This window comes from Porphyromonas somerae DSM 23386, from assembly GCF_000372405.1.
In the GTDB taxonomy this organism is placed as follows: Bacteria; Bacteroidota; Bacteroidia; order Bacteroidales; family Porphyromonadaceae; genus Porphyromonas_A; species Porphyromonas_A somerae.
On record NZ_AQVC01000017.1, the window covers coordinates 24,763 to 46,996 of the forward strand.

At 46.9% G+C, this 22,234-nt stretch carries 17 protein-coding genes; all 17 read right to left on the bottom strand.

Annotated features, from left to right (window positions below; translation table 11 throughout):
• Positions 1-30: 30 nt before the first annotated feature.
• Positions 31-2,868, bottom strand: a complete 2,838-nt coding sequence (locus A3GK_RS0104675; protein ID WP_018028317.1) for a M16 family metallopeptidase — start codon at positions 2,866-2,868, stop codon at positions 31-33.
• Positions 2,869-3,091: 223 nt separating this feature from the next.
• A complete protein-coding gene (locus tag A3GK_RS0104680) occupies positions 3,092-5,647 on the bottom strand; it encodes an adenosylcobalamin-dependent ribonucleoside-diphosphate reductase (protein WP_018028318.1) in 2,556 nt (851 codons plus the stop codon).
• Positions 5,648-5,990: 343 nt separating this feature from the next.
• Positions 5,991-6,422: a large-conductance mechanosensitive channel protein MscL gene (gene mscL, locus A3GK_RS0104685; protein WP_018028319.1), complete on the bottom strand. Its 432-nt coding sequence runs from the start codon at positions 6,420-6,422 to the stop codon at positions 5,991-5,993.
• A 39-nt stretch (positions 6,423-6,461) separates the two neighbouring features.
• Positions 6,462-7,883 carry a Na+/H+ antiporter NhaA gene (gene nhaA / locus A3GK_RS10455; RefSeq protein ID WP_051052306.1) on the bottom strand — a complete coding sequence of 474 codons (1,422 nt, stop codon included), beginning with the start codon at positions 7,881-7,883 and terminating at the stop codon, positions 6,462-6,464.
• A gap of 46 nt (positions 7,884-7,929) precedes the next feature.
• A complete protein-coding gene (locus A3GK_RS0104695; protein WP_018028321.1) occupies positions 7,930-9,045 on the bottom strand; it encodes an Mrp/NBP35 family ATP-binding protein in 1,116 nt (371 codons plus the stop codon).
• Positions 9,042-9,821, bottom strand: coding sequence for a tRNA (guanosine(46)-N7)-methyltransferase TrmB (trmB, locus tag A3GK_RS0104700; protein ID WP_018028322.1), 780 nt, complete (start codon positions 9,819-9,821; stop codon positions 9,042-9,044). Before trmB ends, A3GK_RS0104695 begins: the two co-directional genes overlap by 4 nt.
• Positions 9,822-10,673: 852 nt before the next feature.
• Positions 10,674-10,928, bottom strand: a complete 255-nt coding sequence (locus tag A3GK_RS0104705) for a hypothetical protein (RefSeq protein WP_018028323.1) — start codon at positions 10,926-10,928, stop codon at positions 10,674-10,676.
• Between the two features lie 202 nt (positions 10,929-11,130).
• Positions 11,131-11,634 (bottom strand): OmpH family outer membrane protein, encoded by a 504-nt coding sequence (locus A3GK_RS0104710; protein ID WP_021902866.1) that lies wholly within the window; start codon positions 11,632-11,634, stop codon positions 11,131-11,133.
• 64 nt (positions 11,635-11,698) lie between these two features.
• Positions 11,699-12,244 (bottom strand): OmpH family outer membrane protein, encoded by a 546-nt coding sequence (locus tag A3GK_RS0104715; protein WP_018028325.1) that lies wholly within the window; start codon positions 12,242-12,244, stop codon positions 11,699-11,701.
• Between the two features lie 55 nt (positions 12,245-12,299).
• Positions 12,300-15,017, bottom strand: coding sequence for an outer membrane protein assembly factor BamA (gene bamA, locus A3GK_RS0104720; RefSeq protein WP_018028326.1), 2,718 nt, complete (start codon positions 15,015-15,017; stop codon positions 12,300-12,302).
• Between the two features lie 103 nt (positions 15,018-15,120).
• Positions 15,121-15,867 (bottom strand): isoprenyl transferase, encoded by a 747-nt coding sequence (locus tag A3GK_RS0104725; RefSeq protein WP_018028327.1) that lies wholly within the window; start codon positions 15,865-15,867, stop codon positions 15,121-15,123.
• Between the two features lie 6 nt (positions 15,868-15,873).
• Complete coding sequence (locus A3GK_RS0104730) at positions 15,874-17,304, bottom strand: DUF6242 domain-containing protein (RefSeq protein ID WP_018028328.1); 1,431 nt, start codon at positions 17,302-17,304, stop codon at positions 15,874-15,876.
• Positions 17,305-17,450: 146 nt separating this feature from the next.
• Entirely contained in the window at positions 17,451-17,981 is a 531-nt protein-coding gene (cobC, locus tag A3GK_RS0104735; protein ID WP_018028329.1) for an alpha-ribazole phosphatase family protein, read from the bottom strand.
• Positions 17,978-18,742 carry an adenosylcobinamide-GDP ribazoletransferase gene (locus tag A3GK_RS0104740; RefSeq protein WP_018028330.1) on the bottom strand — a complete coding sequence of 255 codons (765 nt, stop codon included), beginning with the start codon at positions 18,740-18,742 and terminating at the stop codon, positions 17,978-17,980. Before A3GK_RS0104740 ends, cobC begins: the two co-directional genes overlap by 4 nt.
• Positions 18,742-19,782, bottom strand: a complete 1,041-nt coding sequence (cobT, locus tag A3GK_RS0104745) for a nicotinate-nucleotide--dimethylbenzimidazole phosphoribosyltransferase (RefSeq protein WP_018028331.1) — start codon at positions 19,780-19,782, stop codon at positions 18,742-18,744. Before cobT ends, A3GK_RS0104740 begins: the two co-directional genes overlap by 1 nt.
• Before the next feature lie 15 nt (positions 19,783-19,797).
• Positions 19,798-20,307, bottom strand: coding sequence for a bifunctional adenosylcobinamide kinase/adenosylcobinamide-phosphate guanylyltransferase (gene cobU / locus A3GK_RS0104750; protein WP_018028332.1), 510 nt, complete (start codon positions 20,305-20,307; stop codon positions 19,798-19,800).
• Positions 20,295-21,785 carry a cysteine--tRNA ligase gene (gene cysS, locus A3GK_RS0104755; protein ID WP_018028333.1) on the bottom strand — a complete coding sequence of 497 codons (1,491 nt, stop codon included), beginning with the start codon at positions 21,783-21,785 and terminating at the stop codon, positions 20,295-20,297. Before cysS ends, cobU begins: the two co-directional genes overlap by 13 nt.
• Between the last annotated feature and the right edge of the window lie 449 nt (positions 21,786-22,234).

The following is a 22,234-nucleotide window of genomic DNA, read 5'->3' on the forward strand; positions in this document are numbered from 1 at the left end:
CTTTATCTGCATTATATATGGGGGTGTCGCTTATTTCTCTACAGTGACACCGATCTGCTCTAGGTAACGGCCGTTGGCAAGAATATCCTTCAACGCATTGCGTATATCATCAATAGTGATGCTATCAAGTGTCTCAAGATAATTGTCGTAGGCATTGTCGTTATTGAAGTAGTAGTCTACAAGGATATTCATCCAGTAGCTATTCTCTCTTTGATTTTGCTCGTAGCCCTTCTTCATATTGAGGACGGTCTTATTGAAGTACTCGTCGATATTGATGGAACCCTCAGCAATCTGATTGAGCTCGCTCTTTACCTTAGCATTGAGGTGGTCGAGTTGCTCAGGATTGGTCTGGAAGAATACGAGCAAAGACTCTTCGCCCTTTGGCGCTCTGCTGGTATTGCTCTGTACAGCTACTCCATAAGTGCCACCCTCGTCTTCGCGGATACTCTTGAAGAACTGCTGGCTGAGTACCTCGCCAAGGATATCGATAATCATATTCTCCTTCAACTCATAAGTACCGTCTTTCACAAATAGACCTAGTGAAAGTCCCATAGGGGTTGTTGCCTTTAGCTCCATTTTCTCTTGGTGGCTATTCTTGGCTTTGGCAAAAGCCTTTGACGACTGGTCGGGCTCTACGGTATGATTGCCTGGTAGACCACCAATGTAGCGAGCTACTAGAGGTAGTACCTTTTCTTGGTCAAAGCTACCAACGAGGAAGAAGGTGAAGTCACTTGCATTGGCAAACCGAGCCTTGTAAGCTTCTAGCATCTTCGCATAGTCTATCTGATCTAGATCTTCGGCTTGTAGCTTATAAGTGAGGTCGTTATCTGGGTAGATAAGTCGTGAAGTGTTATCCCAGAAAGCAGTTAGAGGGTCAGCAGCACTTGCCTTGAGCATTGCTTTTGACTTTTCGATGGCTGACTCAAACGCCTCGGTATCGCTCCTGAGAGAGGTCATATTGAGATATACAAGCTGGAACATCGTCTCAATATCCTTATCTGATGATGAACCATTGACCCACTCCTTGACTTCGGATACACCTGTGTTGGAAGTAGCTACCTTACCAGCCAATACCTTCATCAGATCTGTAGCACTAAACTTATCAAGCCCACCAATAGTGGCGTATTGCCTTGAGGCACGGGTATTGATGCTACCTATTTCGTTGGCATACTGTAGATATCCACCGTGGCTTACGCCATAGATGCGAATATCATTTTTCTTATAGTCGGTAGGAAGTACATATACCTTTGCCCCATTGCTGAATGTCCACAAGGTAGCACCAAACTTAAGGCCTGTTTGCTCTGAAAGAAGCTTGCCTGGCTCTGGTAGATTTTCCATCAGCTCTACGCCAGCAAACTCATCTGTGTAGGCTTCAACCTCTTGCTGGAGTGCTTTATTGTATTGCTCTAGCAGCTCAGCCTCTGTAGGGTATTTAACCCCCTCCTTTTCAGGAGCCATAAGGGTAACCACTAGGTTCTTAGGCTCTGTATACTGCTGGTAATACTGATTGATGAGCTCTAAAGTAAAGCCTTGAGCAAGGTTATTCATCAATTGATACTCTACCTCAATTCCAGGGATATAGCCACCCTTGGTGAAGTAGTCGCTATACTCATCGGCGTAGGAGGTATTGGTACGGTTATCCTTTGAATTCAGAAGGTTTTCGTATGTACTGATCAAGTCTGCCTTGGCACGCTCATACTCGGCTGCTGTGAAGCCGTACTCCTTGGCACGCTTCATCTCGGCAACAATGGCATTAAGTGCCTCCTCGGTACGCCCTTCGTGAGCGATCGCGATGAAGCTGGCTTCGTCTTCAGTAGGAACAAATCCCATCACAGAGCCCATGGACATCCCTGCATACACAAATGGTGCATTGGGTTTGTGGGCAATGTCGGTGAAGCGGTCATTCATCATGCTCGTGATGATGGAAGTGACATAATTCATTGCAGGCCCTACTGCAGATGCCTTTAGCTCTCTTGGAAGTGCATCGGTGGAGTAGGAGAATGAGATCATAGTCCGAGTGGTCTCAGGATCTGTCACCACAATACCAATGGGCGCTTCACGATCTGGAACCTCTAAATACACGCGCTCAGCAGGATTAACTGGAGCCGGCATATCTGCAAAAGTATCTTTGATCTTTTGCTCTACATAATCCACATCTACATCACCTACAATGACCAATCCTTGAAGATCGGGACGATACCACTTGTGGTAGTAGTCACGTAGCTCTTGGTAGGTAAAGTTGCGAATAACATCCATGCTTCCGATAGGAAGTCTGTGGCCATAACGAAGGTCGGGGAAGGTCTTCTTGAGCATGGTGGTCATGGTACGCATGTTGCCATCTTCGCTCTGTCGCCACTCCTCTTGGATCACACCGCGCTCGTTGTCGATTTCTTCGTCAAGAAGTGCAATGCCATCGCTCCAATCTCTTAGGATCAAGACGCAAGAATCAATAACTGAGGTGTCGCTCACGGGTGCATCCATAATGGTGTACCTTGTCTCCTCAAAAGAAGTATATGCATTGAGCTCAGCACCGAATTTCACGCCGATACTCTCAAGGTAATTGATCATCCCTTTACCAGCAAAGTGGCGAGAGCCATTAAATGCCATATGCTCTAGGAAGTGTGCCAATCCTGATTGGTTGTCTTCCTCCTGCATTGAGCCTACACGCTGCACGATATAGAAGTTGGCACGCTCTTTAGGCTGTTGGTTGTGGCGAATAAAGTAGGTAAGCCCATTTGGTAGCTTGCCAACTCGCACATCTTTGTCAATAGGAAGTGGTGCTACTTGATCTTGGGCTGAAGCGACTGAAAAGCCACTCAGCAGTGCGATTAGTAAAGCACTAATCCATACTTGAATTGTTTTGTTCATCACTTAAATCATTATGTTATTTACTGATTACTATTCTACTAGTTGCCTTCCCCCACTTATCATTGGCACAAATTTATATATAAATCTTGAGATTTTCTCCTCTCAATATGGATGTTGAGCTTTATTTACATTGAATGCTATAAAATAAAGATAGTTGGTTCATCAGATAGGATCTCTGAATGAACCAACTACTTTCATTTACAATGATATTTGCTGAATGCGATCAACCGCACTTGGAGTTACCGCAGTTTTGACAGATAAGGCAACCCTCTTGGTAGACCAAATCTTCTGAACCGCAGTTGGGGCATTTCTGCCCAGTTGCTTTTTGACCTGTAGCGACATACTTGCGAAGTGCACGCTCAACACCATTTTTCCAAGTGTTGATGGACTCATCATTGAGCTCCATTCCTTGTACTAGTGCAATCACCTGGTCAATAGGCATTCCGTAGCGAAGTACTCCACTGATTAGCTTGGCGTAATTCCAGAACTCTGGATTGAACTTAGTGTCGAGTGCTTCACAAGTCACCTTGAGCCCTCTCTTATTGCTATACTGGAAGTCGTAGTGCTTGGTGCCATCAGGGTCATAAGCCTTGATGATTAAGCCCTTATTGATGCGCTTGGGGATATAAAGCCCCTCATCCTCATCGTCGATACCGGTAAAGATCTCGTAGGGGCGACCATCTACTAGACCGATGAAGGCGATCCACTTCTCTTTATTATTTTGGAAGCGAACAATGTCGGCCTCTAGCTCGGTAGGACGCTTTTGTGGCATTTTGAATGGAATGGAGGTAGTATCCTCTGCTTCGGCTGGGGTGCTCTTTTTCTTAGGCTCCGCAGCGACCAATACTCCAGTCCTCGACCCATCACGATAGATAGTACAGCCCTTGCAGCCCTCACTCCAAGCAGTAATGTAAAGCTCATTCACGAGTGCTTCATCTACATCATTAGGAAGGTTCACGGTAACGCTAATAGAGTGGTCCACCCACTTCTGCATCTGACCTTGCATACGGACCTTGGCCACCCAGTCAACGTCGTTGGAGGTAGCCTTGTAATAAGGCGACTTTGCTACAAGGTCATCTATCTCTTCCTGGCTATAGTCTTTATCAGGGTCATAGCCATTAGCCTTCATCCAAGTCTTGAAGTGGTGGTGGTACACGATGTACTCCTCCCACTGGTCGCCCATCTCATCAACGAAGGTGGGCTTGGAATTTTCTAGCTCATTACTATTGACTTTACGGCGTCTCTTGTATACAGGCATAAACACTGGCTCAATGCCGGAGGTGGTTTGAGTCATAATACTGGTGGAGCCAGTAGGTGCAATGGTGAGGCAAGCGATGTTGCGACGACCATACTTCACCATGTTGTCGTATAGCTTAGGATCAGCCGCCTTAATACGCAGCATCATCGGATTATTAGCCTCACGCTTGGCATCATAGATCTCAAAAGCCCCACGCTCCTTAGCCATATTAACGGAGCTTTCATAAGCGCTCAAAGCCAAGGTCTTTTGTACCTTCACTGCATGCTCGGTGGCCTCTTCTGTGCCATAGCGTAAGCCCAGGGCAGCCAACATATCCCCTTCTCCAGTAATACCTAGTCCTGTACGGCGTCCCATCAAAGTCTTACGTCTGATTTTTTGCCAAAGCTCCATCTCAGTACGCTTGATATCGTCACCCTCGGGGTCGCTTTCAATCTTCTTAATGATTTCATCGATCTTTTCGCTCTCGAGGTCGATAATGTCGTCCATGATCCTTTGGGCATATCCAATGTGCTCTTTGAAAAGATCAAAATTGAACTTTGCTTTATCTGTAAATGGATTCTCAACGTATCCATAAAGATTAATGGCTAATAGACGGCAGCTATCATAAGGGCAAAGAGGAATCTCTCCACAGGGATTGGTAGAGATGGTCTTGAACCCTAAGTCGGCATAGCAATCGGGCAGTGACTCCCTAATGATCGTATCCCAGAATAGCACTCCTGGCTCGGCACTCTTCCATGCGTTGTGGATGATTTTATTCCACAATTCACGGGCTTTGATAGTCCTCTTTACTTTCGGATCGCTTACCTCAATCGGGTATTGTAGTGTGTACTCTCCATCCTCCACCACAGCCCTCATAAATTCGTCGCTGATGCGGACCGAAATGTTGGCGCCAGTGATCTTGCCCTCCTCAAGCTTTGCATCAATGAAAGACTCACTATCGGGGTGCTGAATAGAGACAGATAGCATCAAAGCTCCACGGCGCCCATCCTGAGCTACCTCACGAGTGGAGTTGGAGTACCTATTCATAAAGGAGGCAAGACCCGTAGAGGTCAGTGCAGAATTCTTTACAGGTGAACCCGCAGGACGTATATAGGAAAGGTCTTGACCAACGCCACCACGTCGCTTCATCAGCTGCACTTGCTCCTCGTCCATCTTGAATATACCGCCATAGCTATCGCTAGGTCCGTCCATACCAATCACAAAGCAATTGGAGAGCGACGCCACTTGGAAGTTATTGCCAATCCCAGTCATAGGACTTCCTTGTGGCACAACATACTTGAAGTGGTCCATTAGCTCAAAGATCTTCTCCTCGCTAAGGGGGTTGGGGTACTTAGCCTCGATACGAGCAATCTCAGAGGCAATACGATGGTGCATATCGGTAGGCGTGCACTCTAGTAGCCTCCCCTTCCCATCTTTTAGTGCATACTTAGAGCACCACACTTTTGTGGCAAGCTCATCGCCCTTAAAGTACTCCAGAGTAGCTTTATAGGCTTCATCAAAGGTGTAATACTTCTTTTCCATTTGGTGCTATATGTTTATATCTAATTATAGGCTATTAAAACCTAGTAAGTCAGTCAAGTGTATGAAAGATAAGCATTGAAGCGTTCTCCATTTTTGCAAACAAAGATAACCGAATTATCTCACAAGTTGACCAGAATTAACCATTATATTTGTGCGAAAGAAGTATATATTGTATGTTGTAGCTACTATAGTTGTTGATTATCAGTTGAATATAATGTATTTGTCTATAACGATTTGGGAGGTTTAATGGACTATAGTATTGTGACGAGTTGTCCAAAATAAAAAGTTGCCACAACACCGAGTGGTGAATTGTGGCAACTTTGTGATAGAATTATAGTCGGTCTTATTGCTTCTTAAGTAAGTCTCTAATCTCCTCAAGAAGGACTACATCATCGGGCTTAGCTGCTGGCTTCTCTGGCTCTTTTGGCTTCTCCTCCTCCACAGCTCTCTTCAGCTGATTAATTCCTTTCACCATCGTAAAGATCGCAAATGCAATGATTAGAAAGTCTACAACCGTCTGTATGAATGAACCATAATTTAAGGTCACAAGTGGCTGAATAACCTCGCCCAGCTCATTGAGCTTCTCATGCTGTAGCACTATTTTCAAGTCTGTAAAGTCTACTCCGCCAAGAAGTAAACCGATAGGTGGCATTATTATATCATTCACTACCGATGATACGATCTTACCAAAAGCACCGCCGATGACTACACCGACAGCCATATCTAGCACATTGCCTCTAGATACGAACTCCTTAAACTCTTCAAAAAATGCCATAAAATATACTTTTAACTTGTTGATATAACTTGTTGATAATTAATTATTGCTTGCTAGGTATTCCTTGTACTCTTGGCTTGCCGCCCCTCGTCCCTTTTTCGCCTCCCATTTAAGGATAGCACTGAGTGCCAATACCCCCACAATGCCTGATACCACAGTGCCGACAATAATACCCAGCTTAGCCATATTGAGGTATTCAGTCGCTTCTGCTCCTATCCCTTGATAAGCCAGAGCTGCAAGGAAAAGAGAAACGGTAAAGCCAATACCACCAAATATCGATATGCCAAATACATTGGCGTAGGTGACCCCTGGGGTCAGCTTTACTAGTCTTAGCTTGGTAGCTAGGAAAGTGAAACCGAATATACCAATTGTCTTCCCGACGAAAAGACCCACTGCAACGGCAATTGCTACACCTATCGCAGCCGAACCTGTCATTTCCCCAAAAGCGATACCTGAGTTGGAGAAGGCAAATAGTGGCAACACCAGGTAATGCACCCAAGGCGATACCTCGTGCTCCATAATCTGCACTGGTGAGATGGTGCGTTGTATTCTTCTTTGAGTCACCTGCATATCACCTATGTAGTCGTCATCAAGAAAATCTTTTTGTACATAGCCCTCCTGTTTTGATGTCGCCACATGGATATCCAGTCGCTTCATATCCTCCTCAAGATCTTTTGGATGAATCGTTGGCTTATGTGGAATAACTAGGGCGAGCAGCACCCCCGCAATCGTGGAGTGGATACCAGAGTGCATAAAGAAGGTCCACACAATAAATAGAAGGATATAGTAGGTCGAGCTCTTAGTCACTCCATTTTTAGAGAAGAGGTAGGCGATGATAATGGTCGCTATACCCAATGCCAAGGGGATCCACTGAATTCCAGATGAGTAGAAGATAGCGATTACTAGTATGCCTGCGATATCATCTACCACCGCCAACGCCATCAAGAATAGCTTGAGTGTCACTGGCACACGTTTTCCCAGTAGCCCGAGTACTGCTAGCGAAAAGGCAATATCTGTAGCCATAGGTATAGTCACACCTCTCAGGGCGATAGGGTCTTGATTTTCTATCGCCAAGAATAGTAGCACCGGCATAATGATACCACCGCATGCAGCAAGCGTTGGTAGCATCGCTTTCCGCACGGAGCTGAGGGAGCCATTGACCATTTCTCGCTTAATCTCTAGTCCTACACTAAAGAAAAAGAGCACCATCAAGGCATCATTGATAAACTCCGTGAGGGTCATGGTACGGCCATGAACTTGGAAAAACTTATAGCCTCCAATCTCTAGATTAACTGGAGCATCCAGAATGCGTGTGTAGAGCCCCGATAGAGATGAATTGGCAAATATGATGGCCAATATTGCTGCGGAAAACATAAAGACAGAGGGATTAATTCCTCCGATCCATTTGGTAAAGCGTCTCAAGGGATTCGTCCCTCGTATGGCTGTATCAACTGTTGGCATTGGATTCTTTATTTATATATGTGTGTGTATTACTATTGTGTTTGCTTTATCTATGAGTGATTTCCACCTTTGATGTAGGGGGAAACTCCGAGTTCCTCGCTTCCACGGCAGCGACTAAATTATCGGCAAGGTTGTGAAAAGCGATGCCCATAATCGCATCATCTCTAGTGGCAATCGGATCGCCACTGTCTGCTGCCTCCCGTACACTCTGTACGAGTGGTATCTGCCCTAGTAGCTTCACACCAAGTTCTTCAGCCATTATCTTACCCCCATCCTTGCCAAAGATATAGTATCTATTTTGTGGCAACTCGGCTGGAGTAAACCACGACATATTTTCCACCACACCGAGGATGGGCACATTGATCTTCTCGTCACGAAACATACTGATTCCTTTTCGGGCATCATCGGTGGCTACATTCTGCGGAGTGGTCACCACCACCACACCGGTTAGCCCTAGCATCTGAATAAGGGATAGGTGGATATCAGAGGTGCCTGGAGGTAGGTCAATTAGCAGATAGTCTAGCTCACCCCAATTGCCCTCTCTAATCAATTGCCCCATCGCATTCGAAGCCATCGTCCCTCGCCACACAATAGCATCCTCCTTATTCACGAAAAAACCTATGGAGAGCACCTTTACCCCATATTTTACTGGGGGGTCAATCAGCTCCTTGCCATCCACTTCTACCAGGACGGGACGGCTCCCCTCCAAGTGAAGCATCCGAGGGATAGAAGGACCATAGATATCGGCATCTAGCAGACCCACTTTATACCCTGCTTTGGCCAAAGAGACTGCTAGGTTGGAGGTCACCGTGCTCTTACCTACACCGCCTTTACCACTATGAATGGCTACAACATTCTTCACATAAGGGAGGATTTTATCCTCTGCCGGTGTGGGTGGAAGCTCAGGAAATATCGGTGTGATATTTCCTTTTATTTCCATTGACTCATCCACCTGGCTCAATAACACAGACTCGGCTGTCTTAATCACTGACTTATAGAAAGGATCCTTCGCCTTCCTGAATCGGATTGAAAAGGAGACCTTATTGCCTTCGATCTTTATGTCGTTCTGCACCATACCGCTGGAGACAATGTTTTCATTTTCCCCAGGGTACGTAATTGCCTTTAAGGCATCCAATATATTTTGTTCTGTAATTCTACTCATATCTTTTGATTCGTCTGATTCATTGTGTTACGTGCTTCTCTACCATAGCTCCGATAACTATCCCATGGCACCTCTTCTGTCGGCTCTATAGGAGTGTGTGAAAGATTGTCCAAAGCTATTTTCAGATACTTAATAGAGATGCCCCTTCCCCTCCACTGACTCTCGTAGTAAGTTTGAATGCGTCTTAGGTCTGAGGTCTCACTAACCTCTTCATCAATATCCTTGTAGCACTCCAAAACTTCTAGGCCGTTGTGCTTCGCCACCAGTGAGGTATAGGTAAATAAGAACTGGCTATCAGTCTTTAGGTGGAGTAGTTTGGGGCTACGTAATATCTGCTTGTATTGCATCAAAAAGTGGGTAGAGGTGAGCCGCTTACGCACCTTGCGCATCTGTGGATCGGGAAAGGTGAGCCATAGCTCACTCACCTCACCATCGCCAAAAAAGGAGGTCAATGACTCTATCTCTGCACGTAGGAAACGCACATTCCCCAGCCCCTCTCGGTGGGCAGTGGTGGCACCACTCCACATCCGGTTCCCTTTGATATCAATGCCGATATAATTGTTTTCGGGATGATTGCGGGCGAGCTCCACTGTATACTCCCCCCTACCACACCCAAGCTCAATAATAATGGGGTGGTCGTTGCCAAAAACTTTCGTGCCCCACACCCCACGATAAGGGAAACGCCCCTCCAAGCTCTTGAGGACCTTGTAGGGATACTGAAGCACGTTAGGCAAAGCATCCAGCTCTGCAAACTTGGTTTGTTTATTCTTACTCATTCGTTAAGGATAACAAATAGTTCTCAAAGGCAAACTTACCAAAAATACCCCTATCTCTACGTATTATAACCGACATTAATACCTGGAAGGGTAGGAGACGCAGAGGTTATACATTAGAATATCTTGTCGAGTGGTATTCATCGGAGTATCTATGGGTAAGGATGTCGAGAGGATCTTCAGGAGTATCGGGATAGACTACTCTTCTAGAATGGCGAGCCATTGAAGTCCTTCGTAAAATAGTCTTATCAAGGACAAAAAACTATCTTTAGTCACCTTCATAAAACTTCTATGCTAGTAGAGTAAAAGTTGAGATGCAACTAAGCAATCGACGAGTTGCAACTAAGCAATTGCCGAGATGCAACTAAGCATTTGCTTTGTTGCATCTCGGCAAGTGGTTTTGTATGGCATTGAATTACAGTCGGTTGCGTAGGGGTATCTACAACCCTATTTTAGCTGGATTTTTGACTTGGCTCTTCTAATGAGACTGTTGCACGAAGGCGATCTGCTTCGTTGCTTTCGGGATTTGAACTCGGTCATGTACGCTAGTACGCTCCCAGCGCCCCTGGTGGGGCCTTGGTGCCCTGCGTGCACCTTGCCCTCATCCTCAGGCCTTGCACCTCATCCTTCGTTCAAAGTCTCAGCACATTTGATTCAAATGTGCGAGAATGGCACTTCGTTCAACATTCTCCTAATGCGTACCTTCTGGTACGACAGGGCTATGGCATTTCTTGGAATATTCTTAATGCTGTAGCGCGTCTTCGTGCAACAGTCTCTAATAACTTTTTCAACATAAAAAGGGCGACTCAGGTGGATACCTAGGTCGCCCTTTAAGTTTTTGGCTATTGATTGCTCTTAATCCTTCAGCTCAGCCAAGATCTCATTGGCTTTATCCCAAATAGTGAGGTCGTCAAGTACTACAATCCCTCCATCAGGACCTGGCTCAAGGTGTGCACCGGTAGGCTCCCCTTCGGAGAAGTTGCTACCACCGAAGTAGTTGCGGACGGTCTCTTCCTCGATGCCTAATTCGTCGGCGATTCTAGCGATTGTTCCGTGAGGAAGACTGTTTTTGAAGGCTCTCAGCTCGTTAAATGAAAGTGTTTTAGTCATAATGTCTTTGGCTTTTTTGGTTTATCTATGATTCTATTAGTATTCGTAGTCACTGTTTCTCGATTACTTTGCTAACTTAGTCATTTTTTTTGATATAGCACTATTTTAGAGCAGTTATTTTTATGGTGTCAAGTAATAAGGGAAAAGAAATAGAGGCTACCCACTGTAGTGAGTAGCCTCTATCTATGTATGCTTCAATGGTTTATAGCCCTAGCTTGGCTCTTACCTTGGCAGTAGCATCAATGGCTGTGCTATTATTCATAAATATCACTGTGGATGCATCAACGATGTAGGTGTAGTTATTTTCATTACCTACTGCTGCGATGGCCTCTTGCACCTTTTTCTGGATAGGGGTGAGTAGCTCAACTTGCTTCTTTTGGTAGTCTTGCTGTGCTACTTGCTGAAGATCCTCAATACGCTTAGCAAGATCTTGAAGCTCTTGCTCACGACGGGTGCGGATAGTCTCTAGCAAACCTTCACGCTCTGCAGCATAAGATTCGTACTTCTTTTGGAACTCCTCTTGCATTGCTACGTGAGTATCCTCGTACTTCTTGAGTAGATTGTCTAGCTCAGTCTGCATTGCCTTTGTCTCTGGCATTTGTGTAATGATCGAGGTCACGTCGACAATTGCTATCTTCTGCTCTTGAGCTAGCATAGCAAGTGGTAGAGCCACTAGGGCTACTAGAGTCATTAAAATTTTCTTCATCTCTAATTCTTATTCTATAAGGGTTAGTATATTCTCTTATTATGTTCTTGGCAAATGTACCTATTTATTCTGAGTATCCGAGCACGGTGAGTACATCATTACTAATATCGGCTTTAGGATCGGCGTAGATGATGCTACCTACTGAGCTAGCACGATCAAAGACAATCTGGTAACCACGACGCTCTGAGATGAGTTTAACCGCTTGGTAGATGTTGTCTTGGATAGGCTTGATGAGCTTCTCTTGTAGTTTCATTGCTTCACCGTTTCTGCCGAAGTATTTATTCTGTAGCTCTGCAGCTTTTTCCTCTACTTGCACGATAGCATTCTCACGCTTTACACGGTCGTCGGCTGTCATCTTGTCGTAGTCTTTCTGGTATTTGACATAGAGTTGCTTAGCTTGCTCATTGAGTTGGTTGATCTCTTTGTTCCACTCCTTTGCCTTTTTCTCTATCTCCTCGGTGGCCGACTTGTATTGTGGTATCTGCTCCGTGAGATACTGCATATCTATCAGAGCGTAGTTGCGTGCCGAAGCATCTTGTGCTTTTGCTCCTGTGAAGGCTAGTGCCATCACTGCTAGGGCGGTAATTAGTCTTATGAGGTTCTTTTTCATATTCAATCCTTTCGTCTAATGGTGAATAATATATTGACTACTTGCAGGTAGTTGATTAGAACTGCTGACCTAGGATAAAGTGGATATTGCTCCCTCCCTTTGTGCCACTGCCATCGGGCCTATCAAATCCATAACCCCAGTCGATTCCCATCAATCCTACCATTGGTAGCATAAATCTGACGCCAATTCCGGCCGAGCGTTTAAGTTGGAATGGATTCATATCCTGAATTCTCTCCCACGCATTACCAGCTTCGGCGAAGGTGTGGATCCAAATCATGGTGCTATTTTCTGAAACTACTGGGTAGCGTAGCTCCATAAAGAACTTGCTATAGGCGTAGGCTCCCCTGCCACTACCTCCAGCGATACTACCATTCTTGTAACCACGAAGACCTACCATTTCATTGAGATAGCCAGTATAATATCCGCTCATACCGTCACCTCCCATATAGTAGGTGCCAAATGGTGAGCGCTTATTGGCGTTGTAGCTACCGATGATACCCGACTCGGCACTAAACATCAGCACTGGTGTGCGTTTGTTGACCGAAGGATCCAGAAGTGGTATGTACACCTGACCCTTTCCTTTGATTTTGTAGTACTCAATAAACCTATTGCGGTCTGCGTCGGAAAGCTTAGGATCGGAGTAGTCTTTCCCATCAAAGAGAGAGTAGGGAAGTGTAGAGGTAAGGTTGAGGGTAAAGTCGGAGCCCATCCTGGTGTAGATTGGGTTGTCGATAGAGCTACGAGATAGGGTAAGGCTAAGGTTGATATCATTTGCTGTACCATTACTCATCCCAAAGTTGTAGTAGATAGAGCTCCAATTCTTCATACGGTACATAGTGTAGTTGATACCAGCTTGGAACTGGAAGCGGTCATCGGGCCAGGTAAGTCGCTTGCCATAAGCAACGCTAAGGCCTAGCATATCCAGTGTCTTATCAGGGTCATAGGCACTCTCGTACAGGGCTTGATACTGCTCCTGCATCATGCCATAACCATAGCCATAACCTGGATAACCGCCGTAGCCACCATATCCTCCGTAGCCATAGCCACCATACCCACCGTAACCACCATAGCCGTAGCCGGGGTAACCGCCATAGCCATATCCATAACCTCCATAGCCGTATGGGTTATACTGCTGAAGGGTAGACATTTGGTTGTTGAAATAGCGACGGTTGATATCTGTCTGCCTACTGTAGGAGGCGGAGATGCTTAGCATATTCGGACGCTTACGACCAAACCATGGGTCCATAAACTGTATGCTGTAGCTCTGATAGTATCTAGCATTGGTCTGAGCTCTTAGTGCAAGGGTTTGCCCATCGCCTCTGGGGAGGAAGCCTTTGTAGGAGGAGGGGTTGAATAGATTTCGCATGGAGAAGTTGCTGAACTTCAATCCCGCCATCAATATCAGTCCCGATTGGCTCCAGCCGATAGAAAGCTCCACTTGGTCATTGCTCTTAGGTACAAGGTTCCACGCTATATCTACGGTACCGCTATCCTCATTAGGGATAATCTCTGGAGCAATCTTTTCTTGGTCGAAGTGACCCATGTTATTGATCTGCTCCATGGTACGAATGATATAATCGCGATTGAAGAGCATTCCTGGCTTAGTGTAAAGCTCACGCCTTACTACCTCCTCATATACGTGGTCGTTTCCACTGATGATCACCTTATTGATAGTGGCTGGCTTGCCCTCGTGGATGCGGATATCTAGGCTCACTGAGTCGCCCTTCACCTCCGTCTCAATAGGGGTCATATTGGCAAAGAGGTAGCCGTTATTAGAGTAGATATTGTAGATGGCGTCCTCGTCAGTGGTCATACGCTCTTTGAGCTTCTTCTGATCGTAGATGTCGCCCTTCTCCATATCTAGGAGTCTTGCCAAGTCCTCAGTAGTGTACTTGGTATTTCCTACAAAGTTAATGTCCTTGATGTAGTACCTCTTACCCTCATTGATATGTATATCAATATTGATTCGCTTGTCATCGGCACGGTAGATGCTATCTTTGATGATTTCAGCATCACGATATCCGTATGCGTGGTAGAGGTCAATGATATTATTGAGATCCGCTTTGTAGTCCTCTTGCACAAACTTCTTTTGGCTAAAGATCTCCAAGATACTCGGGATGAAGTTCTTGAAAAGGTTGAAGCGCTCATTGGTCTTCTTCATCGCCTTTCTCAGCTGATTGTCCGATAGCATTTCATTGCCGTAGAAGTGGATCTGCTGAACCTTAGTCTTGGTGTTTTTCTCTACATCAAAGATCAATTGCACAAAACCCTCCTTGTCTGGGTCGGGGATGGTTCGGCTTTCTACCGTTGCCGTGCTAAATCCCTTAGCATCAAAGAAGCGCTTAATCTCTATCTCAGCCCGATTGATGATATTAGGAGTGGCTTGTACCCCTTCTTGTAGAGCGAGTAACTTACCTTTCTTTAGGTCGTCTGCTTCGCCCTTCTTTACGCCATTGATCTGTAGCTTAGAGAGTCGTGGGTGTTCAGCGATATTGATGGTTAGCCATACCGAGTCGCCTTCAATCTTAGAGGCAGAGATACCTACTTCGCTAAATAGTCCATTGCGTACATAATTTTGCACCGCTTGGGTGATCTCTTCTCCAGGAATGGCAACCCTTTGCCCCACCTTGAGCCCAGAGATGTTGATCACCACTTGTCGGTCGTAGCTTTTATTACCTACGAGGTCAATTCCTGCTATCACCTTATTGGTAGGTCGAGCATAGGAGACTACTGGTGTATCGGTGTGGTCTTGGGCTTGCAGACTTGGTAGCATCACGCAACCTAGCGTTACAGCTGCTACAAGTCGGTATAGTTGTTTTATGGTCATGGCTTTATCTATTATTTTGCCCCACATTATCATCTTCCTCATTATATACTTATCTCTCTATCTTTCTGTCACTTACCTGCTCGCCTGTTTTCCCGAACCGTCTTTCTCTCTGCTGGAAGTCAAGTATCGCTTTGAATAGTTCTTCCTTCCCAAAGTCAGGCCAAAAGGTGGGGGTAAAATAGAGCTCGGTATAGGCCAATTGCCAAAGCAGGAAGTTGCTAATCCGATACTCCCCACCAGTGCGAATTAGCAGGTCTGGATCCGACAGCGTTGGTAGGTATAGATTCTCTGCAAAGAGCTTATCATCAATCTCCGTGCATCCCTTTTTGACTAATTGCTTGGCGGCATGTATGAGCTCCGACCTGCCAGAGTAGTTAATTGCCAATACTACCTGGCAACCAGTATTAGAGGCGGTCTCCTCTATCGCCATTTGTAATGCTTCACGAGGCTCTTTAGGGAGTTCCGCCATATTTCCGAGTACCTCTAGACGTATATTGTTGCTCTTCAGTTCTTCTAATTCGTTGTCCACTGCTGTCACAAGTAGCCTCATCAAAGTTTCCACCTCCTCTTGCGGCCTTTTCCAATTCTCCTCCGAAAAGGTGTATAGCGTGAGCGTCTTCACCCCAAGCTCGTTGGCAGCCTTTAGGATTGTTCTGACTGTTTCTACCCCACGCTCGTGTCCATAGGTTCTCTTATTACCTTGTTGCTTAGCCCATCTCCCATTGCCATCCATAATGATTGCAATGTGGTGAGGGATGCGATCCTTATCTATCTTCGCTAGGGCACTCTCCATCATACTTTGTCAATTAAAGCTATTGATGATTCCGCCGGTAGTATCGAGGTGACCATGCCAAATCTCCTGGCTCGGTGCTCCATTAATAATCCCTCCAAGTAGGTAGATATTAAGCGATCTATCACTTCCCTGCGCGATACCAGATGCTGAGTGACGTGGAAGGAGGTCGCCACCTACGGTTGTTTGATTGGGGAGAGCTATCCACGTGATGCCTTTATCACTACTTCTTTTGATCTCACTAGAGGGTTGCTTGGCTTCTCCATAGAGCCCTCCGATGACAAATAGCTCCGCCTCCTTACCGGTTGGCAAGAAGAGACCACCACTATTTGGGAGTACCTTCTTCTCCTTTTGATAAGGTGTCTCACCCCATTGTAAGCTACCAGAGAGGAAGTAACTCTTAGTCGATGGCTTGTTATCAGCTCTCCATCCACTGTAGAGTGTAATCGCCGTGATTCCATCTTGTGAGTAGGAATAGACGTATGCCTCCTTCACAGGGAAACCTTCAGGCAGAACCCCTTGTGGCTCTGCTCCACTTGAGGTGATAGTGTAGGTTTGATAGAGGTCTGAGCCCTCCTTGTGCCCTATGACGAGCAGGTTGCTCTTCCCATCAATGGTAGTTGCTTCGCCTATCATCTGAGAGACTTTTACACTCCCGAGGTCGTGGGCTTGCCAAGACTTAAGGTCTTTGCTGCTATATAGCTTCTGATCCTTAGAGATAGCCCATACTTGCTTTTTCCCATCTGTTACTATGCTAGAGGGAAGTAGGTCCACTGGGATATCAGCTCCTTCCACTTCGGTAAATGTGCTATTCGAAAGGTCATACTCATACAGTTTGCTAGAATCATCTGAGAGGCTAGCAACCCAGAAAATACGGTTCTGGTACTTCAGCACTTTGGCGTCTTCTGCTGCGATAGGCAGTGAAGCCGACTCCTTAGTCCAAGTGAACTTGTCGGGGTCATAACCATAAGTGAGTATCCTTAGGTCGTAGGTGAGTGTTGGCTTCTTTTCGATCTCCACGGTAAGTTTGAGCTTACCTCCTGTGGCATCTATTCGCTGGGCACGCCTATTTGATGCGTATACAGTGACCTTTTGAGTGGTTTCATTGATGATTTTTACCACCGCTTCTGAGGTCACCGCTATTGTGAGGTCGAGGGAGTCAAACTTGCTCTGGTAGGGGAGGGGTATCTTATTCCACACCCTCATCGCCCTATTGTCGATGTTGAAGTCTAGGTTCGGTAGCCCCTTCACCTCCTCCTTTTTGTCCTTATCCTTCTCCTCTTTCTGTTTAGGTTTAGGGAAAGAGGCTTTTATAGAGGCTGGATAGGTGTACTCCGTATAGATTGGAGTCGTGTGGGGTCCATTATCCTTTCGGCAGGCCGAAAATAACAGTGCCGTCAATATCAATGTGGCACCAACCACATACCATTTATATCTTCTCATCACGCCATTCAAATATCCTATTAGTCCTAGCTCCTGAGGTCTCAATGCCTCAAGCTAGATATACATTCACGCAAAGTTACTCTTTTTTTTCTAAGTAATCCCTTTCTATTTTCCCCTCTTACCTCTTTTAGTAGCTTTTAAGAAGGTTATAGCTGGTATTTCATCACGCTTCCGTAGCCTTGGAAGTGCTGTGGTGCGTCAATTAGCTCATACAGACCTAGGTAAGCCCCCACTGCCATCTGAATACCTCCATGTGCAAATATTAGTATTTTTTCGTGATTACTCACCTTCAGCTCCTCCAGTAGCGACCCCACCCGATCGACCACCTCAGCAAAGCTCTCTCCATCGGTCGGCCGCTCATAGACATAGTCTTCATACCAGCGAAGTAGCTGAGGATCCTCTATCTCGTCGTAAGCTTTCATCTCCCAAGCGCCAAAGTGCTGCTCGCGCAGTCGCTCATCAGTATCCACTTCAGGGTACCCTATTGCATTGGCAAGCCGAGTAGCCCTCGAAAGGGGGCTCGAAAGCACTCTATCTGGGGTATAGCCCTCCAGCCTTTGCCTTACTAGCTCAGCCTCTTCTGCAAAAGTAGGCTGCAGTGGCACATCTGTCCCCCCATAGCAAATGCCTTGGGGTACATCCACCGAAGTATGTCGTACAACCAATAACTCTTTCATAATATAAATATCCAAACGGCTAAGTAGCTCATCACCTCACAGAGAAGAAAGGTTGCTCCCAGGCAGTCGCCCGTGTAGCCATTGACCCGTCGTTTCATCAAGAGGTAAAGCAAACCAAATGTGAGGGCCGAGAATAGCAGCATCCACCATCCAGCAGGCGACCATTGAGAGATTGGTAGAAGACCAAAATGTGCAGCTAGGATAAAGAGTCCTCGGTGCGGGCGATCCTCATAGACCACCTTCATCTTGGCACTCTCCTCATTCCGAGCATACTTGAGTAGCCGTGGCAGGTTGGAAGCGACAAACTTGCTGATCGGGTCTCCTACCATTACGGTATAAAAGGCTGCCTCTAGTGGCATCCACCCGAGGAGCCCTATCCAAAGGGCTGCATAGCTCACAAAGCCTATAATTGCGTAGGCACCTGAGTGGCTATCCTTCATAATCTCCAGGATTCGTTCCCGCGTCCGCCCTCCACCAAAGCCATCAAAGAAGTCCATCAGGCCATCTTCGTGCATTCCACCAGTGAGTAGGATACGGAAAATAAACCCTATAGTCACTGCTAGAGTGACTGGGAGAAACTGCCCTAATCCCAATATTACCAACGCGGTCAAAGGGCCTGTGAGCCACCCCACGACACTCCAGTAGTAGACGACCCTCTGGTAGTGTTCCTTTGGGATCGTGACTATCCGCCAAATGGGAAGCCTTGTCAGTGCCGAGAAGGCTGCTAAGATATCGTAAGTATAGTACCGGACTTTATTCATTAAAAATACTTCTCAATAGGATTGGTGTTGCCAAATAGAGCCATCTCCGAGAGCATCAGCACCGCCGACTTGATGATCGGGTAGGCACAAACTGCTCCAGTACCCTCTCCTAGCTTCATGCCTAGGTTAAGGATCGGGTCGGCATGGAGGTAATTGAGTATCAAGCTGTGTCCCTTCTCATCTCCCTTGTGCCCAAATATAGCGTACTGAAGTACGTTGGGAGAGAGCTTGCTCGCCATCAGCATACAGGCAGTCATGATGAAGCCATCCACCACAATCGTCATCTTTAGCTCTGCGGCACGTAGCATCGCCCCCACCGTCATCACCATCTCAAATCCACCAAAGTATCTCATCACTTCCTCTGCACTCAAATCTTTGGGCGCATTAGCAATTGCCTTGGCAAGTATCCGCTCCTTGTGCGAAATCTCCTCGCCGTGTAATCCGCTACCCGATCCGACACAGTCGTGCAGAGAAATCCCTGTCAGTAGGTGCATCCACACAGCTGAGGGGCTAGTATTACCGATGCCCATCTCCCCGAAAGAGATGATGTTGCACCCCTTGTCGTGGGCGATTTCCACCTGCCTTGCTCCCGCCTCAATACATTGATCAGCCTCCTCACGGGTCATTGCTGGCTCATGAAGGAAGTTAGAGGTCCCCTTCCGCACCTTACAATCGATAATCCCTAGCTCCTTAGGGAGGTCGTAATTAACCCCTGCATCCACGACCACCAACTCAATATCATGCTGGCGGGTGAGGTAATCAATCGCCGTTCCAGAGCGCTTAAAGTTGATCGTCTGCTGCCACGTCACCGCCCTTGGCGACTTGCTCACCCCCTCCTGCTCAATGCCGTGGTCGGCAGAGAAGAGGATATGGTGTGGCCGCTCTAGAGTAGGGTGTATCGTGCCCTGAATCATCGCCACCTGGCGTGCGATCTGCTCCAGCTTCCCCAGCGAGCCCTTTGGTTTCGCAATATCATCTATATACTCCAGCATCTTCTGCCCAAAGGCTTCATCTAGCGGGGTAATTTCAAAGTGTCTCATAATGATTGACTACTCTTATTTTATTTTCAAAGGAATACCCGAAACCATCAGCACCACCTCATCCGAGAGTGAGGCTACATACTGATTGACCCACCCCTGCAGGTCGGAAAACTTCCGCATCATCGCATTGCTCGAGACTCCACCCATTCCTATTTCATTCGTCACAAATATATAAGTGGCTGGGTGGCTAAGAAGCTCCTTAAGTTGCTCCTTTATAAAGGCAAGAGCTTTGTCCACGTCCTCTCCCACATGAAAAAAGACGTTGGTGGTCCATAGGGTAAGGCAGTCCACCAGTACCACCCTGCCCGAAAGGTCGAGCCGACCTAGCCAAAGTGGCTCCTCAATGGTCTCCCATTTGTCGGCCCTCCGCTCCTGATGCCGTCGCACCCTATCGGCCATCTCCTCGTCCTGCACCGTAGCCGTAGCGAGATAAATGGGGCGAGGCGAAAGTGCCAAAGCCCTTCGCTCCGCCTCACTACTCTTGCCCGAACGGCTGCCACCTGTGATGAGTGTCAGAGTCTCCACGTGCTTCCCTCCTTGCCATCCATGATCTCGAAGCCTATCTTCTTCAGCTCATCACGGATCTTATCCGAGGTCGCCCAGTCCTTAGCTGCTTTGGCGCCCTGACGGATCTCCAGAAGTAGGTCCATCGCCTTGCCAAATGCCTCGAGGTGCGCCGAGGACTCCCCTGCACCAGCTGGTCGCATACCCAGTATCTCGAAGAAGAAGGTGTCAAAGAGCTGGTGGAGCTCCTCTATCTGCTCTGCCGTCAGCCCAATCTCACCACTCTCCGCCTGATTGATTTTGCGGGTGGCATCAAAGAGCTCCGCAATCACCTTAGGGCTATTGAGGTCATCATTAAGCGACGCGTAGCACTGCTCTCTATAGTTGGGCATCACTTCGGTCTCCTGCTTAGCTGGCTTTAGCTTGCCCAAAGTAGCGTAGGCACTCATCAGGCGCTCCAGCCCCTTCTCCGATGCTTGTAGTGCCTCATTGCTAAAGTCTACTGTTGAACGGTAATGGGCTTGAAGGATAAAGAAGCGGATCACCATAGGGTCGTACGCCTTCTCTAGCGACTCATGCTCACCAGAGAAAAATTGCTCCAATGTGATGAAGTTGCCTAGGCTCTTGCCCATCTTCTGCCCATTGATGGTGATCATATTATTGTGCATCCATACCGGCACAATCTCGTGCCCCTCCGCTGCTACTGCCTGGGCAATCTCACACTCGTGGTGAGGAAAGATCAAGTCCATACCCCCGCCATGGATATCAAATCCATCGCCAAGGTACTTACGTCCCATCGCCGTACACTCCGCATGCCAGCCGGGGAAGCCATCGCTCCAAGGGCTAGGCCAACGCATAATATGCTCTGGACTTGCTTTTTTCCAAAGGGCAAAGTCCACAGAGCTCCGCTTCTCCTCTTGCCCATCTAGGCTGCGGGTATTCTCCAAAATATCCTCAATATTACGGCCCGAGAGTACGCCATATTGGTGATCTTTATTGTACTTAGGTACATCAAAGTAGACCGATCCATTGGAAACATAGGCATAGCCAGCGTCTAGAATCTCCTGCACTAAAGCAATCTGCTCAATAATATGCCCACTTGCCATTGGCTCAATAGAGGGTGGAAGCACATTCAGGAGATCCATATCCTTATGGTAGCGGGTGAGGTAGTACTGCACCACCTCCATTGGCTCTATCTGCTCTAGTCGTGCTTTCTTCTGAATCTTATCCTCTCCCTCATCGGCGTCATGCTCTAGGTGACCTACATCGGTGATGTTGCGCACGTACCGCACCTTGTAGCCCAAGTGGGTAAGGTAACGGAAGAGGAGGTCAAAGGTGATGGCAGGGCGAGCATGCCCCAAGTGGGCATCGCCGTAAACGGTAGGACCACAAACGTACATTCCCACGTGGGGTGACTGCTTGGGTCGAAGGGGCTCTATTGCTCTCGTCCTACTATTATATACCGAGAGGTGCTCTCGGATTTGCTCTTTACTCTCCATATTGCTCAATATAATATATGTGTGTTGCTGATTAAAATATCCACAAATATACCCATATTTCAGCAATCGGGTAGGTCCTCAACCGAGATAAGGCAGGGGTTACGCATTAGAAAAAGACTTGTCGAGTAGTATTCATCTGAGTATCTATGGTTAAGGACCTCCGTAGGAGGTCCGATTTGTTGTAGCCCCCATTCGAGGCTCGCAGAGCCGATGAATGGGGGTAAATAAGACAACCAAAATCCACGACCCCTTGCGGGTCGGACAACCTATTCCAGGATTAATTTTGATATCCTAGGTCCTATTGTCCGACCCACAAGGGGTCGATATAATGTGCCCTATANCTATTCCCCCGGTCGTTCGGGCTTTGCCCTCCGACGCGGGGGCTACAACAAATCGGACCTCTCCGAGGTCCTTTCTCGCTTGTCTAGTACAAGCTATCCATATTAAGG